General features: G+C 69.4%; 14 protein-coding genes and 2 pseudogenes. 9 read left to right on the forward strand and 7 right to left on the reverse strand.

Annotated features, from left to right (window positions below; all coding sequences use genetic code 11):
- The 3 genes from K8V84_RS24795 to K8V84_RS24805 all read left to right on the forward strand — a co-directional run.
- Nucleotides 1–744: Lrp/AsnC family transcriptional regulator (locus tag K8V84_RS24795; protein ID WP_304079129.1), on the forward strand; the 744-nt coding region annotated here is incomplete at its 5' end.
- Between the two features lie 73 nt (nt 745–817).
- Nucleotides 818–1,693 (forward strand): dihydropteroate synthase, encoded by an 876-nt coding sequence (gene folP / locus K8V84_RS24800; protein WP_304079130.1) that lies wholly within the window; start codon nt 818–820, stop codon nt 1,691–1,693.
- 200 nt (nt 1,694–1,893) lie between these two features.
- Nucleotides 1,894–2,655 (forward strand): RraA family protein, encoded by a 762-nt coding sequence (locus K8V84_RS24805; protein WP_304079150.1) that lies wholly within the window; start codon nt 1,894–1,896, stop codon nt 2,653–2,655.
- 89 nt (nt 2,656–2,744) lie between these two features.
- Here the strand turns inward: K8V84_RS24805 and K8V84_RS24810 are convergent, their stop codons facing one another.
- A complete protein-coding gene (locus tag K8V84_RS24810) occupies nt 2,745–3,446 on the reverse strand; it encodes a FadR/GntR family transcriptional regulator (protein WP_304079132.1) in 702 nt (233 codons plus the stop codon).
- A 168-nt stretch (nt 3,447–3,614) separates the two neighbouring features.
- On the opposite strand from K8V84_RS24810, the gene K8V84_RS24815 reads away from it, so the two are divergent.
- A complete protein-coding gene (locus tag K8V84_RS24815; protein WP_304079134.1) occupies nt 3,615–4,880 on the forward strand; it encodes an MFS transporter in 1,266 nt (421 codons plus the stop codon).
- 139 nt (nt 4,881–5,019) lie between these two features.
- Here K8V84_RS24815 and K8V84_RS24820 read toward each other — a convergent pair.
- Nucleotides 5,020–5,623 (reverse strand): annotated as a pseudogene (locus K8V84_RS24820) (DNA-binding response regulator).
- A gap of 54 nt (nt 5,624–5,677) precedes the next feature.
- Between K8V84_RS24820 and K8V84_RS24825 the strand changes: the two are divergent.
- Nucleotides 5,678–5,953, forward strand: coding sequence for a hypothetical protein (locus tag K8V84_RS24825; RefSeq protein WP_304079135.1), 276 nt, complete (start codon nt 5,678–5,680; stop codon nt 5,951–5,953).
- Nucleotides 5,954–6,090: 137 nt separating this feature from the next.
- Nucleotides 6,091–6,759 (forward strand): ABC transporter permease, encoded by a 669-nt coding sequence (locus K8V84_RS24830; protein ID WP_304079137.1) that lies wholly within the window; start codon nt 6,091–6,093, stop codon nt 6,757–6,759.
- 105 nt (nt 6,760–6,864) lie between these two features.
- Here K8V84_RS24830 and K8V84_RS24835 read toward each other — a convergent pair whose 3' ends face one another.
- On the reverse strand, nt 6,865–7,320 hold the full coding sequence (locus K8V84_RS24835; protein WP_304079138.1) for a VOC family protein: 456 nt from the start codon (nt 7,318–7,320) through the stop codon (nt 6,865–6,867).
- A gap of 245 nt (nt 7,321–7,565) precedes the next feature.
- On the opposite strand from K8V84_RS24835, the pseudogene K8V84_RS24840 reads away from it, so the two are divergent.
- Nucleotides 7,566–7,790 (forward strand): annotated as a pseudogene (locus tag K8V84_RS24840) (DUF418 domain-containing protein); the annotation flags it as partial.
- 19 nt (nt 7,791–7,809) lie between these two features.
- Here the strand turns inward: K8V84_RS24840 and K8V84_RS24845 are convergent.
- The 3 genes from K8V84_RS24845 to aceA all read right to left on the reverse strand — a co-directional run bounded on the left by K8V84_RS24845 (nt 7,810) and on the right by aceA (nt 10,535).
- Nucleotides 7,810–8,685, reverse strand: coding sequence for a CPBP family intramembrane glutamic endopeptidase (locus tag K8V84_RS24845; RefSeq protein ID WP_304079140.1), 876 nt, complete (start codon nt 8,683–8,685; stop codon nt 7,810–7,812).
- A gap of 97 nt (nt 8,686–8,782) precedes the next feature.
- The gene (locus K8V84_RS24850) at nt 8,783–8,992 is read right to left on the reverse strand and encodes a hypothetical protein (RefSeq protein ID WP_304079142.1); all 210 of its coding nucleotides are present in this window, start codon (nt 8,990–8,992) and stop codon (nt 8,783–8,785) included.
- Nucleotides 8,993–9,236: 244 nt separating this feature from the next.
- Entirely contained in the window at nt 9,237–10,535 is a 1,299-nt protein-coding gene (gene aceA, locus K8V84_RS24855; protein WP_304079144.1) for an isocitrate lyase, read from the reverse strand.
- A gap of 217 nt (nt 10,536–10,752) precedes the next feature.
- Here aceA and K8V84_RS24860 point away from each other — a divergent pair, with 217 nt between their 5' ends.
- Nucleotides 10,753–12,192 (forward strand): helix-turn-helix domain-containing protein, encoded by a 1,440-nt coding sequence (locus K8V84_RS24860; RefSeq protein ID WP_304079146.1) that lies wholly within the window; start codon nt 10,753–10,755, stop codon nt 12,190–12,192.
- Between the two features lie 76 nt (nt 12,193–12,268).
- Here the strand turns inward: K8V84_RS24860 and K8V84_RS24865 are convergent, their stop codons facing one another.
- Complete coding sequence (locus tag K8V84_RS24865) at nt 12,269–13,426, reverse strand: alpha-hydroxy-acid oxidizing protein (RefSeq protein WP_369696675.1); 1,158 nt, start codon at nt 13,424–13,426, stop codon at nt 12,269–12,271.
- 157 nt (nt 13,427–13,583) lie between these two features.
- Here K8V84_RS24865 and K8V84_RS24870 point away from each other — a divergent pair, with 157 nt between their 5' ends.
- The gene (locus K8V84_RS24870) at nt 13,584–14,186 is read left to right on the forward strand and encodes a dienelactone hydrolase family protein (RefSeq protein WP_304079149.1); all 603 of its coding nucleotides are present in this window, start codon (nt 13,584–13,586) and stop codon (nt 14,184–14,186) included.
- Nucleotides 14,187–14,542: the final 356 nt, after the last annotated feature.

The raw sequence follows: 14,542 nt of genomic DNA on the forward strand, positions 1-14,542 counted from the left end.
GCCGGTGTGGTGGGCATGGAGGTCCTGGGCCACGTGTCCTTCCGGATCGGTGGGCCGGTCGAACCGGTCCTGGAGACCCTGGAGGAGCGGGAGGCGGTGACCTTCGCGGCGCAGACCGCGGGGCGCTTCCCCGCGGTGGCACAGGTACGCGTGGCCGACGACGCCGCGCTCACCAAGGAGATGGCCCACCTGCGCTCGCTGCCGGGTGTGGAGGGCGCGGAGGTATTCCGGGCCAACGCCGTGTACAAGGACGCCCACAGCAGTGTGCGCGAGCTCCACGACATCGAACTGGACGCGCTGGACTGGCGACTGGTCCGCAGGCTTCTCAAGGACGGCAGGGCCTCGTACGCGGACCTGGCGCGCCAGGTGGGACTGTCCCAGGCCGCGGCCCGCTCCCGGGTGGTGCGTCTGCTCGACTCCGGGGTGGTGCACGTGACCGCTCTGGTCGACCCCACGGCGGCGGGCTCCAACGAACAGCTCGGGTTCGGTCTGCACTGTCGGGGAGACGCCGACGCGCTGGGCAGTGCCCTGGCCAACATGGCCCGGGTCTCCTTCCTGGCCAGCGGCTTCGGACGCTATGACGTGGTCGGCAGGCTCACCGCCCCCGACCGTTGCCGTCTGGTGGAGGCGTTGGAGACCATCCGCTCCACCATGGGCGTCGGTCACGTGGAGACCTGGGAGCATCTGCGGGTGCGCAAGGAACGTCGCGGCGGTGAACGCCCGGAGGCCTGGATCCCGAGCTGAGGGGCTCGTCCCCGACCCTTCCGGCGCCGGTCCCGGTTGGCCACCGTGTTCGACCATGGACCAGGATGGGCCCATGGCGACAGGTGGTCCGGCGGTGCCGGAGGGAACAGGGACACTGCGACTGCGTTCACACACGTACGCGGGTAACCGGTACGCGGTGATGGGGGTGATCAACCGGACCCCCGACTCCTTCTACGACCGGGGCGCGACCTACGCCCTGGAGGCCGCGTTGGCCTCCGCCGACCACGCCGTGGCGGCGGGGGTGGACGTCATCGACGTGGGCGGGGTCAAGGCCGGTTACGGAGCTCCTGTGGACGAGGACGAGGAGATCCGTCGCACGGTCCCGTTCGTACGGGAGTTGCGCGAGCGCCACCCCGACGTGGTCATCTCCGTGGACACCTGGCGCGCGCGGGTGGGGCGTGCGTGCGCGGAGGCCGGCGCGGACATGATCAACGACACCTGGGCCGGCTCCGACCCCGACCTGGCACGGGTGGCCGCCGAGTACGGCACCGGGTTGGTGTGCAGCCACAGCGGTGGTCTGGCCCCGCGCACCGACCCGCACCGGGTCCACTACGACGACGTGGTCGCCGACGTGATCTCCGGGGTGTGCGCCCTGGCCGAACGCGCGGTCTCCCTGGGCGTACGGCCCGACGGGGTGATGATCGATCCCACGCACGACTTCGGTAAGAACACCTACCAGTCGCTGGAGCTCACCCGGAGGTTGGGCGAACTCGCCGCGACCGGCTGGCCGGTCCTGGTGGCGGTCTCCAACAAGGACTTCGTGGGGGAGACCCTGGGGGTCGGGTTGACCGATCGGGGAGAGGGCACGCTCGCCGCGCTGGCGGTCTCGGCGCGGGAGGGTGCGCGGGTGTTCCGGGTGCACGACGTGGCGGCGGCGCGGGTGGCCCTGGACGCGGTGGCCGCCGTCGGTGCGACACAGGCGGGGTGACGGGCGGTGCGACGGCCTGGGAGCGGGTGATCGTTCCGGCCATCCGTGTAACCGCCGGTAACGTTTTACGTGTTTCCCGCCCGTATGGCTTGCGTCACGCTTAAGTTACCCGTGAGTATGGAAGAGGTCGGTTCGAGCCGGCCACACCGGGCGCGGGTGTAATGGAGGCTGACATGGCGCTTGCGAAGACGTTGACGGCTGTGGGAACGGTGGCACTGGCCCGGAGCGGGGGGCGACCGTTCGGTACCCACCTCTTCTCCGTCTGGCCGGGAGCCGCGTTCGCCGCGACCGCCTTCCCGGTCCGCTGCGCCCCGGGGGACAACCTCGCGCTGCACGTGGCCGTCGCCCAGGCCCCGCCCGGTTCCGCGCTCATCGTGGACGTCTCCGGTGAACCCGAGTACGGCTACGTGGACGAGATCCTCGCCGTGGCCGCCCGCACCAAGGGCATCGTCGGAATCGTCCTGGAGGGATGCGTGCGCGACGTCGCCGCCATCGCCCACTGCGAACTCCCCGTCTTCGGAACCGGGGTCTCGGTCCGCGAGGCCGGACACGACGCCGGTGGTTCGGTGGGCCGCCAGATCACCATGGAGGCCACCGGCCCCGTCCCGCTGTCGGTCCGCCGCGGCGACTGGATCGTCGCCGACGACGACGGGGTGGTCTGCCTGCCGCGTGGTCAGGTCAGCGCCATCATCGCCGACACCATGAGCAGCATCTCCCGCGAACGCGAGATCATCGACGCCGTGAGCGAGGGGGCGAGCACCTTGGACCTGCTCGGCCTCGACCCCTCGCGGGTCACCGGCTGGGAAGAGGCCCCCGAGAGGCCGACCGACCTCACCGCCCGCCGTGGCCGCCCTCGCGCGCTCAACCCGCGCCGGGACGCGCGCGGTGGCGAGCACCCGGCGGCGCGGTCGCGCCGCGGCTCCTGTTCCGCGGTCACCGACGTCTACGGTGGGGACCACTGAGAAGAACGTCGAAGGCGAAACGAGGGCCCCGGGACGACACGACTCGCGTGTTCGGCCCGGGGCCCTCGTGTGCGCCGAGTGGTGAGGCGTCAGTCCTGGGTGAGGGAGAGCAGCTCGTCGAGGTAACAGGTGGCCTCGCGGGCGGCCCGGATCGGGTCCGCGTCGCGGACGGCCTCGGTCAGCTTGCTGTGGTCTATCCCCTCGGTGGCGGAGGAGGGCTGCTCCGCGGCCTCGTCGCTCTGCTCGTAGGCGGTGTGCGCGATGCTCGCGTAGACCACCTGGGCGATGTCGTCGTACAGGTCGATGAGCAGGGTGTTGTGGGTGGCGTTGACCACCGCCCGGTGGAAGGTGAAGTCCGCCTCCACGAACGCGCCCATGTCACGGCCGAGCCAGGCCTCTTCGCGCAGGGCCATGGCGCGATCGATGTCGGCCATGTCCTCCTCGGTGTGGCGCAGTGCCGCCAGGCGCGCGGCCTCCACCTCCAGGGCGCGCCGGACCTCCAGGTTCTCCCGCAGTCGGGAGCGCTCCAGGCGCCTGCGCAGGGCACCGCCGAGCTCGCTGGAGGCGCGCACGAAGGTGCCGGCGCCCTGACGGATCTCCAACAGGCCCGCGTGGGCCAGGGCCCGGACCGCCTCGCGGACGGTGTTGCGACCGACCTCGAGCTGTTCGGACAGCTCCGATTCGGTGGGGATACGGTCGCCCACACCCCATTCACCGGAGTCGATCTGGGCTCGTAGCTGACTGATGACCTGGTCGACCAGACCGGTCCGGCGTGTAGAGGCGAGGGGCACGCGTAAACCTCCTAGGGGCGGGTCGCCGGATGACAGGGCCAGCGCACAGGTATGGAACGGTTAAGGACGGAGCCTAGACCAGATGGGCGTTGGAATAGGCCCTCATGGGCAATGCGTTATCCTCATGAAGTACATAGGGTCATCCTACGATTATGTGAGCCGCGTCCCATGAGCGCCACCCCTACGCGCATGACACCTCCCGAAAACACCGCCGCGGCCGGGACCGAAACCGCCTCCGCGCTTTCGCGCAAGGCCCTGCTCCTGGTCGCCGTAGCCATCGCACTGGCCGCACTCAACCTGCGCACCGCCATCACCAGCGTCGGACCCGTCCTGGACGAGGTCACGCATGGTCTGGGAATGAGCGCGGTGGGCGCCGGCCTGCTCACGACCCTGCCCGTATTGTGCTTCGCGCTCCTGGGCGGACTCACCCCCACACTCGCCCGCAGGCTCGGCTCCCACCACCTGCTCGTGTACGCGCTGAGCGCGCTCACCCTCGGCCTCGTCGCCCGCGCCCTGGCCCCCGAACCCTGGCTGTTCCTCGCCCTGAGCGTCGTCGCGCTGACCGGTGGCGCGATCGGCAACGTCATCCTCCCGGCCCTGGTGAAGCAGCACTTCCCGCACCGGGTCGGTCTGATGACCACCGTCTACACCACCGGCCTGGCCGTCGGCACCGCCGTCGCCGCGGCCGTCACCGTGCCCTTGGAGGAGGCCACCGGTGAGTGGCGTGTGGCCATCGGGGTCTACGCGCTCTTCGGTCTGGTCGCCGTGCTGCCCTGGCTGCTGGTCCTGCGCCACGAACCCGCCACGGGCGGAAACGACCGCGTGATCGGACCGCGTCGGGTCCTGTCCACCGCTCTGGGATGGCAGGGGGTGTTGTACTTCGGCACCCAGTCCTCCATCGCCTACATCATGTTCGGCTGGTTCGCCCAGATGCTCCGAGACCAGGGCATGGACGCCCAGTCGGCCGGAGTGATGCTGGCCTACCTGACCGCCCTGGGCATCCCCATGTCCCTGGTGATGCCCACGCTCATCGTGCGCGTGCGCGACCAACGCCCCTTCGTGGTGCTGTTCGTCGTCGCCTACCTGGTCGGGTTCGTCGGCCTGTGGGTCTCGCCGCTGTCGGGCACCTGGGTGTGGACCACCCTCATCGGTGTGGGCATGGGCAGCTTCGTCCTGGCCCTGACCATCTTCGCGGTGCGCACCCGCACCGCCGAGGGGACCGCGGCCATGTCCGCGTCCAGCCAGAGCCTCGGCTACCTGCTGGGCGGTGCCGGGCCCTTCCTCTTCGGAATGCTGCACGAGATCTCGGGCGGCTGGCACGCCCCGATGATCATGGTCATCGGCATGGTCGTCCTCAACCTCGCCGTGGGTCTGCTGGTGGGGCGCCCCCGCTACCTGGAGGACGTCATCGCCGAACGAGAAGCCCGCGCCTGACCCGAACGCGGCCACCGCTCGCGAGGGTCGACCACGGCCACGGACCCTCGCCCGCGGAGCCCCGGGGTCGTGATCCCACCGATGTCCGGGGAGCTTCCGGCTCCTCCGGCATCGCGGCGTCCGAGAACCCACCGGCGAGCTAGAGCCAGCCGTGCTCTCGGGCGTAGCGGGCGGCCTGATGCCGCGTCCGGGTCTGGGTCTTTCGCATCGCGCTCGACAGGTAGTTTCGCACCCTGCCCCGGGCCAGGTGCAGCCGCCCGGCGATCTCCGCGACCGAATAACCATCGCCGGTCACCCGCAGCACGTCGACCTCCCGCTCGGTCAACGGGTTGTCGTCGATGACCGCCAGGGCCGACACGTCCGGGTCGATCCACCGGCGCCCCTCGTGCAGGCTCCGCACGACCGAGGCGATGTGCGCCGGATCCGCCGACTTGCTGACGAACCCCTGAACGCCCAGCTTCAGAGCGCGGCGCAGTACCCCGGGCCGGGCGTGCCGGGTGAGCATGAGGATCACCTGCTCCGGTAGTTCGCGGCGAACCCGCGCCACCGCGTCGAGCCCGTCGACCCCCGGCATCTCCAGGTCGATGACGAGCACGTCGGGACGGTGCCGCAGGGTCGCCTCCACCGCCGATCCGCCCTCCTCGGCCTCCGCGAGCACGGTGATCTCGTCCTGCCATGGGCAGCAACGCCGCCAGTGCCGAACGCAACAGGGCCTCGTCGTCGGCCAGGACCACGGTGGTCATCGAGCGTCCTTCCAAGATCGGGTGGTGGTGTCCGAAACGGTGTCCGAATCCTCGGTGAGAACGGCACCCGGGGCGGGGAAGGTCGCCGAACTCACGCGTGCGCTGCCGTCCCTCATCCGCTTCTCGGTGTCCGACACCGCGCCGCGACCGCCACTGTCGGCGGCCCGACGACCGGACGGGACGTTCATGGCCCAGACCCTCGACCTTCAAGGGGACATGTACGCCCTGCTCGGTTGGGCACGGGAGCACGCCGTGGAACTACGCGGGCTGGAGGCCGGCCCGACCCGGCTGGACGACGTCTTTCGAGCCCTGGACACCGCCGACGCCTGAACCCGCGCCTGCGCCCGCGATCACATCCGAAGCACCCACGTTCAAAGCACCCGCACCCGCGCACCCACACCCGCAAAGGATCCACGCCATGCTCACCATCGCCCAGGGCGAGCTGATCCAGATCTTCCGGAACCGGGTTGGTCCTGGTCACCATGCTCGTGCCGCCCACGGCCTTCAGCGCCTTCTACGTCTATCCGCACGACCTCATCCCCGCCCTGGACCTGGGGGCGACCGCCGCGGTCGTGGTGTTCCTCGTGGTGGCACTGGGTCTGTACAGCACTTCGGTCACCACGCTCGCCTCCCGCAGACAGAACCTCTTCCTCAAACGGCTGCGCTCCACCGCCGCCGGTGACGGCGAGATCCTGGCCGGGTCGCTGTTGCCCGTCACCGCCATCACCGTGCTCCAGGTGACCGTGGTCCTGGTCGCGCTGACCGTGTTCGCCGGGGGACCGGCCGACCCGCTGCTGCTGTCCGTGGCGGTGTTGTCCACGGTCGTCATGATGCTCGGCCTGGGTCTGGCAACGGCCGGGGTGACCGACTCCCCGGACCACGCCCAGGTCACCACGTTGCCCCTGCTGGTGGGTACACTCGCGGTGTCCGGCTGGGTGGGGTTCACCGGCACCGAGGAACTCACCCTGCTCAAGCGGCTGCTGCCCGGCGGTTCGGCCAGTGAACTGATCGTCAACGCCTGGAACGGCGGCGTACCGCTCGGCGACTCCCTGTGGCTCCTGGCGCCCACCCTGGCCTGGGTCGTGGTCGCCCTCTTGACGGCCACCCGACTCTTTCGCTGGGAACCGCGCCGCTGACCACCGTCCCCCGACACGGCACACCGCCTCGCGCCACCGAGCATCCCGGGGCGTCGAGAGCGGGGGGGGACGTTCGACTCCCCGGCCGGCGCCGTCGCCTGGCCCTCACACCACGCAGAACTCGTTGCCCTCGGGGTCCTGGAGCACCACCGCGTAGTACTCCATGTCCGGATGGTCCAGGACCCTGAGCACGGTGCCGCCCGCGGCGGTCGACCGTTCGACCACGACCGTGACCCGTCGGACGCGTTCGGACAACGGCACTCGGCGCCCACCACCGACCTTCACGTCCAGGTGCACCCGGTTCTTGACCACCTTGGGTTCGGCCACCCGTTGGAACCACACCCGTGGCCCCCGACCGGCCGGGTCGACGATCGACTCCGGGATCTCCCCGGCGCCTCCGGGCAACTCCTCCTCCGGTACACCCATCGCCGCCCAGTGGTCCCGCCAGGTGGCGTGCCCCTCGGGCGGTGGCTCGGGCACGTAGCCCAGGGCCCGGCACCAGAAGTCCACGAGCCTTCGAGGGTCGGCGCAGTCGATGGTCACCTGCAAGGTCACGTCCATGCGTGGAGCCTGCCACGCCACAGCGACATTCCCACCAGTGACATGGCGTCATGGGTGCGCCCTCACGGAAGTCACGGGGTCGGGCTCATCATGGTCCCGCTGTTCCCGGGCCGCGCCGACCGGACCCTGCGCGTGTGGGTGGTGTTCCTGTCGGCCCTGGGGCCCTGGCCACGGTCGTCTCGACCATCTTCGGGCTGCTCGTGGACCCCCCCGGGCCCGTGACCGTCGGGCCCGAGAGTCGCTTTCCGGTCCGCGCACTGGTCGCCCCGGACCGCCGTTCGCTCAGCGGCTACCTCGCCCGGTCATTGGTGTTCGCCCCGTTCCCTGCGGCGTGGGGTCCGGGCCTGGGCGTGCACCTGTCGAGCTGGTCGGTGGCGCTGGTGGCGGCGTACCGGATGGACCGCGCCGGGGTACGCGGCCCCGCCGAGACCCTGCTGCGCCGACTCACCTACCGGAGCGCCCCGAGCTGATACCCGGAGTCGGGGCGGATCACATCGGCAGCCAGTCGAATCGCCCGATCAGGTACACGGCGCCCACGAAGGCCACGATGTCGATCACCGTGTGCGCCACCACCAGTGGCATCACCCGTCCGTAGCGCAGATAGAACCAGCCGAACACCAGCCCCATCACCAGGTTCCCGAAGAACATGCCCACGCCCTGGTACAGGTGGTAGAACGCCCGTAGCACCGAGCTCGCCAGCACCGCCCTCCACGGCGACCAACCCAGCTGACCGAGCCGGTGCAGCAGGTACCCGACCACGATCACCTCCTCCAGGACCCCGTTCTTCAGGGCCTGCAGGATCAGCACCGGCGTCTCCCACCAGTGGCCCTCCAGGGTGCTGGGCACGATGGTGCGGGTCAGCCCCAGCTGCCACGACACCAGGTACACCAGCAGGCCGCCGGCGCCGATCGCCGCCGCGAGCAGCACCCCGCTCCAGGCGTCGAACCAGGGTCGGTGCCGGTCGAAGCCCACGGTGCGCGCCGACTCCCCGGTCCGGTGCAGCAGGTAGACCACCAACGCGACCGGTGCCAGGGCGAAGACCACCGCGTACAGCTGAAGCGACAGGTCCAGCCAGGGCCGATTCTGCGCGCGCGAGCGGATCAGGTTCGCGGTCTGATCGGCCATCGACTCGGGCGCGGTGAGCACACCGAGGAAGGTGATGGTCGCCGAGACCGCGGCGGCGCCCAGGGACAGGGCGAGCACGCACAGGATCTCCCAACGAAGCAGGGAGCGATCGGGCAGCAGGTTCGGGACCCTCATCTCGGCGGTCGCGTCCGGGGGAGTGCCGGGGGACTTCGAAGGTGTCTCGGAGACGGCCGGAGAGGGCGCGGGTTCGCTCGGGTCCTGGTGGGTTCTGTCGGTCACGAGTCGAATGTACCCGCGTGGCCGATCGTGCCCGTGGGAACGAGGTCGGGGCGAGGACACCACTCCTCGCCCCGAAGATCACATCGGCGGGAAGGGATCAGTCATCGTCGCCGTCATCGTCGTCGCGGTCCCCATCGTCACCGTCGTCGTCGCGGTCGTCACCGTCCTCGATTTCGACGCCCGGGTCGTCTCCATCGGAGTCCTCGCACGCGGCGACGCCGAAGACGGCGACACCCGCGATCGCTCCGGCCGCCAGGACACGGCGGCCGGTGGTGAGCAGACCCTCGCAAAGAACCTCGAACTTCACGGTGACTCCAAACGGTCTGGACGGATACGGCCGGTTCACGCATCCTTCCCGATCGGCGGGAGCGGGGCCCACACGTTCGGGATGAACTTCCACTGAACTCGACGGTCCGCACACGGAAAAAGCCGTCGGCCATACGCGTGTGACACGGAGCGCGTATGGCCGACGGCTAGGGGGAGAGGTCGCCCCGCCCCGCCCCAGCCACGAAAGCGGGGTGGGACGACCTCTGAGGAAACGAAGACCGGACTCAGTGAGCCTCTGAGAACTGGTCTTCCTCGGTGGAACCGGTGAGAGCCGTGGTGCTGGCCTCGGGGGAGATGGTCGTGCTGATGGCGTCGAAGTAGCCGGTGCCGACCTCGCGCTGGTGGCGGGTCGCGGTGTAGCCCTGGGCCTCCGCCGCGAACTCGGCCTCCTGCAGCTCGACGTACGACGTCATCCCGTTCTGGGCGTAGCCCTTGGCCAGGTTGAACATCGAGTAGTTGAGCGAGTGGAAGCCCGCCAGGGTGATGAACTGGAACTTGTAGCCCATGTGGCCCAGCTCGCGCTGGAACTTCGCGATGGTCGCGTCGTCCAGGTGACGCTTCCAGTTGAAGGACGGCGAGCAGTTGTAGGCCAGCATCTGGTCCGGGTACTCGGCCTTGATGCGCTCGGCGAAGTCGCGGGCGACCTCCAGGTCCGGGGTCGCGGTCTCCATCCACAGCAGGTCGGAGTGCGGCGCGTAGGCCAGACCACGGGCGACGCAGGCGTCGACGCCGTTGCGGAAGCGGTAGAAGCCCTCGGCGGTGCGCTCACCGGTGATGTAGGGCTGGTCGCGCTCGTCGATGTCGCTGGTGATCAGGGTCGCGGCCTGGGCGTCGGTCCGCGCGATGACCAGGGACGGGACGTCGGCGACGTCCGCGGCGAGACGGGCCGCGTTCAGGGTCTTGACGTGCTGGCCGGTCGGGATGAGGACCTTGCCGCCCAGGTGACCGCACTTCTTCTCGGAGGCCAGCTGGTCCTCCCAGTGGACGCCGGAGGCGCCGGCGGCGATCATGCCCTTCATCAGCTCGTAGGCGTTGAGGGTGCCACCGAAACCGGCCTCGGCGTCGGCGACGATCGGGGCGAGCCACTCGGGAGCGCTGTCGTCACCCTCGGACCAGGTGATCTGGTCGGCGCGCAGGAGCGCGTTGTTGATGCGACGGACCACGGACGGGACCGAGTTGGCCGGGTAGAGGCTCTGGTCGGGGTAGGTGTGGCCGCCGAGGTTGGCGTCGGCCGCGACCTGCCAACCGGAGAGGTAGATGGCCTTCAGGCCGGCGCGGACCTGCTGGACGGCCTGGTTGCCGGTCAGAGCGCCGAGGCTGTTGACGTAGTCCTCGGTGTGGAGCAGGTCCCACAGGCGCTCGGCGCCGCGGCGGGCCAGGGTGTGCTCCTCGGTGACCGAACCGCGCAGCTTGACCACGTCGTCGGCGGAGTAGGTCCGCTCGATGCCCGCCCAACGGGCGTTGGTCTCCCAGTCGCGCTGGAGCGCGGCGCTGGCTTCCTGACGACGAGCGCTGGTGCTCATGTTCGTTCCCGCCTTCGTGTAGTCCCCAAGGTGTTCTTACCGGTCGAGGGAGGTCCTTCCAGGGCCAGGGGCTGAGCCCTGGGCGGTAAGTTCCCCGCCGGTAACTATGATTCTTAGGGAAGATCCAAGACTTTTCCACTCGAAATCGGGTGAAGATCGTTGATTCTTTCCGTAAGATGAAGCCATGGCGTACTTTGGTGCTGAAGAAATACCGTCTTTGACAGGTGACCTAGATCTCGTCACCTTTGGCCAGCGGCTCCGTCATCTCCGCCGCGCACGCGGGATGACCCTCTCCGACCTGGGAGAACGCGTGGGGCGCGCCCCCTCGCAGCTCTCGCTGCTGGAGAACGGAAAACGTGAACCCAAGCTCTCTCTCCTCACATCCCTGGCCGCGGCCCTCGGGGTGTCCATCGAAGAACTTCTCTCCAAGCAGCCCCCGAGCCGTCGGGCGCAGCTGGAGATCTCCGTCGAGGAGGCCCAGCGCGACTCCCTCTACCAAGGCCTCAACCTCCCGCACCTGAAGGTCGGCAAGAGGGTCCCCAACGACGTCCTCGAACACATCGTCGGTCTCTACGACGAGCTCAAGCGACGCAACGCCAAGCCCACCGCCACCCCGGAGGAGGCGCGACGGGCCAACGCCGACCTGCGTCGGCAGATGCGCGAGCGCGGCAACTACTTCGAGAACATCGAGCGCGCCGCCGCCGAGACCCTCGACGCCGTCAACTACACCGCGGGGCCCATCTCCCAGGGGCAGATCCTCGCGATCGCTACCCACCACGGCTTCTCCCTGAAGTACGTGCAGGACCTGCCGCGCTCGGTGCGTTCCCTCACCGACCACGTCAACCGGCGCATCTACCTCAAGCGCGAGACCAGCCTGGGCATGCACAGCCCGCGCACGATCCTCCTGCAGACCCTCGGCCACGTGATCCTCGGGCACGACCAGCCCCGCGACTTCGGCGACTTCCTGCGTCAACGGGTGGAGGCCAACTACTTCGCCGCGGCCGTGCTCATCCCCGAATCCACAGCCGTCACCTACCTCCAGGAGGCCAAACAGGCCCGCGACCTGTCCGTGGAGGACCTGCGCGACGTCTACTCCGTCTCCTACGAGATGGCCGCGCACCGGTTCACCAACCTGGCCCACCGCCACCTGGACCTGGTCTGCCACTTCATCCGCAACGACGAGACCGGCATCATCTACAAGGCCTACGAGAACGACGGGCTCGTCTTCCCCACCGACGACTCGGGAGCCATCGAAGGTCAGCGCATGTGCCGCCAGTGGTCGGGACGGCAGGTCTTCCAGTCACCCGACCGGTACTCGATCTACTACCAGTACACCGACAAGCCCAACGGCACCCACTGGTGCGTGGCGCACGTCGACCCCAGCCGTGAGCGCAACTTCGCCATCACCCTGGGCGTGCCCTACAAGGAGTCGCGCTGGTTCCGTGGGCGTGAGACCACCAACCGCACCAAGTCCAACTGCCCCGGCGGCGAGTGCTGTGTGCGTCCGCCCGCGGAGCTGGCCGGAAAGTGGGAGGGAAACGTGTGGCCCTCGGCCCGTGCCCACTCCCACGTGTTGTCCGCGCTGCCCGCGGGCACCTTCCCCGGCGTGGACGAACACGACGTCTACACGTTCCTGGAAAAGCACAGCGTCGAGTGATCGATGGCCTTCGGTACCTGGATGACGCCAGGGGCCGGCGCCCACGCGCCGGCCCTTCGTCATGTCCGGTGCGAAGTCAGCGCAGATCCTTGAGCGCCGACGGGTTCAGGTCCGCGAGCGACCCGTAGCCGTCCACCGCCATGAGCAGATCGGCCTCGGCCAGTATCGACCGCAGGACGTGGACCACCCCGTCCACTCCGCCCAACGCCAGCCCGTACACGTACGGGCGGCCCACCGCGACCGTCGTCGCGCCCAGGGCCAGGGCCTTGACCACGTCCGAACCCGACCGCACCCCCGAGTCGAAGATGATCGGCAGGTCGGTGGCGGCGGCCACGTCCGGCAGGCATTCCAGCGCCGGAATACCACCGTTGGCCTGCCTGCCCCCGTGGTTCGACACGTAGATGGCGTCCACGCCCCCGTCCGCCGCGCGCCGCGCGTCGTCCGGGTGGCAGATCCCCTTGACGATCAGCGGTAGGTCCGTCAACGAACGCAGCCACTCCAGATCGTCCCAGGTCAGCGGGTTGCCGAAGATGCCGGCCCAGTGCGCGACCACCGCGTCCGACGCCGCGTCCTCGCCCACACGCTCCCGGAAGACCGGGTCGCGGGTGTAGTTGGCCAGGCAGTGGCCCCGCAGTTGCGGGAAGTTCGAGGTGGACAGGTCGCGCGGGCGCCACCCGGTGACCCAGGTGTCCAGGGTGACCACGATGCCCTTGAAACCGGCCCTCTCCGCCCGCCGGACCAGGCTCTGGGCCAGCTCTCGGTCCGTCGGCGTGTAGAGCTGGAAGAACCCGGGGGTGTCCCCGAACCGGGCCGCGACCTCCTCCAACGGGTCCTGCGACAGGGTGGAGGCGATCATCGGAACACCCGTCCTGGCCGCCGCCTCCGCCGTGGCCAGGTCACCGTGCCCGTCCTGCGCGCACAGACCCACCACGCCCACCGGGGCCATCATCACGGGAGAGGGCAGCTCGATCCCGCACAGGTTCACCGAGGTGTCCCGATCGGTGGCGCCAACGAACATGCGCGGGTACAGGCCCCAGCGTTCGAAGGCGGTGGCGTTGGCGTCCTGGGTGCGCTCGTCGCCGGCGCCGCCCGCGACGTAGGACCAGATCGACGGCGGCAACGCCTCCTTCGCCCTGCGCTCCAGTTCAGCGGCGGTCATGGGGTACTTCGGTAGGACTCCGGTCAGTCCGTTGAGGTAGATCTCCAGCTGGTAGTCGCCGTAACGCGGTGCCATGGACGCCTCCGAGGGGATGGGTGTGATCGGCACCATCCAAGTTGACACACGTGCATATCAAGAAGGTCTTCACTCCTGCGACACGTGGTTCCCCAGGACACCAGGGTGGTTCTGTCGGTGGACTCCAAGAGGATGCCTGGGACGGAAAGGATCGAACATGAGCGGTGACGAGTTCCGGGCCGGGCCAGAGGACGGGCGCCCGGTGCTGTTGTTGCACCCCTGGTGGGGTGTGACCCCGGCGGTGCGCGAATGGGCGGGCCTTCTCGCGGGTGTGGGTCGCCGGGTGGTGGTGCCGGACCTTTACGAGGGGAGGGTCGCCTCGACCGTCGAGGAGGCGGAGGTCCTCGCCGAAGGGTTGGATCACGGTGCGGTCCTTGACCGCCTGGACGCGCTCACCTCGGAGTTCACCGGCACTTGGGCGGCGATGGGTTTCTCCCTGGGCGCCTCCTTCGCCTCTCGACTGCTCGGGAGGGCGGCCGATGGGCCGGACCGGCTGGTGCTGTTCTACGGTGGTCGGCCGCCCGGGGAAGAGGTGGGGCGTCTTCGTCGGGTCGACCTGCACGTCGTGCCTGAGGACCCGTACCTCACCGCCGAGGAGCTGGGGGAGGTGGCCGAGAGCTTCCGTGCGGTGGGGGTCGCACCGAGAGTGCACACCTACGAGGGTTCGGGCCACTGGTTCGCCGAGCGGGGGTCACCCGGGTTCCATGAGGAGGCGTTCGACCTGGCCCGCTCCCGCGTCCTGGATCACCTGGGTTCCTAGAGAGGTGTCCCTTGCCCGGAGCGCCTGGTTGTGTGAGTCTTCCTCTCAGCCACTACGGGAAAGTCGATGTCGGTTATGTCTGTTTCTCGACAAGTTGCAGATTCGACCCGATCGGCGGGGTGAACCCGCAGGTCAGCGAGACTGCTCCCCGCGCACGCGGGGATGGACCCGACGAAGACCTTGTCGCCCGCTACCGCGCCAGCTGCTCCCCGCGCACGCGGGGATGGACCCCCGAGGCCCCACGGGTCCTCATACACCTCGCCGCTGCTCCCCGCGCACGCGGGGATGGACCCCTGCCACCCGAGGTCATGCCCATCATCCGGGCCTGCTCCCCGCGCACGCGGGGATGGACCCGT

The organism is Nocardiopsis listeri (assembly GCF_020741345.1).
GTDB lineage: Bacteria > Actinomycetota > Actinomycetes > Streptosporangiales > Streptosporangiaceae > Nocardiopsis > Nocardiopsis listeri_A.

Coding starts and splice junctions, on each gene's coding strand:
- aceA (WP_304079144.1), bottom strand. CDS start 10,535: ATGAGCACCAGCGCTCGTCGTCAGGAAGCCAGCGCCGCGCTCCAGCGC.
- folP (WP_304079130.1), top strand. CDS start 818: ATGGCGACAGGTGGTCCGGCGGTGCCGGAGGGAACAGGGACACTGCGA.
- K8V84_RS24815 (WP_304079134.1), top strand. CDS start 3,615: ATGAGCGCCACCCCTACGCGCATGACACCTCCCGAAAACACCGCCGCG.
- K8V84_RS24865 (WP_369696675.1), bottom strand. CDS start 13,426: ATGGCACCGCGTTACGGCGACTACCAGCTGGAGATCTACCTCAACGGA.
- K8V84_RS24870 (WP_304079149.1), top strand. CDS start 13,584: ATGAGCGGTGACGAGTTCCGGGCCGGGCCAGAGGACGGGCGCCCGGTG.
- K8V84_RS24835 (WP_304079138.1), bottom strand. CDS start 7,320: ATGGACGTGACCTTGCAGGTGACCATCGACTGCGCCGACCCTCGAAGG.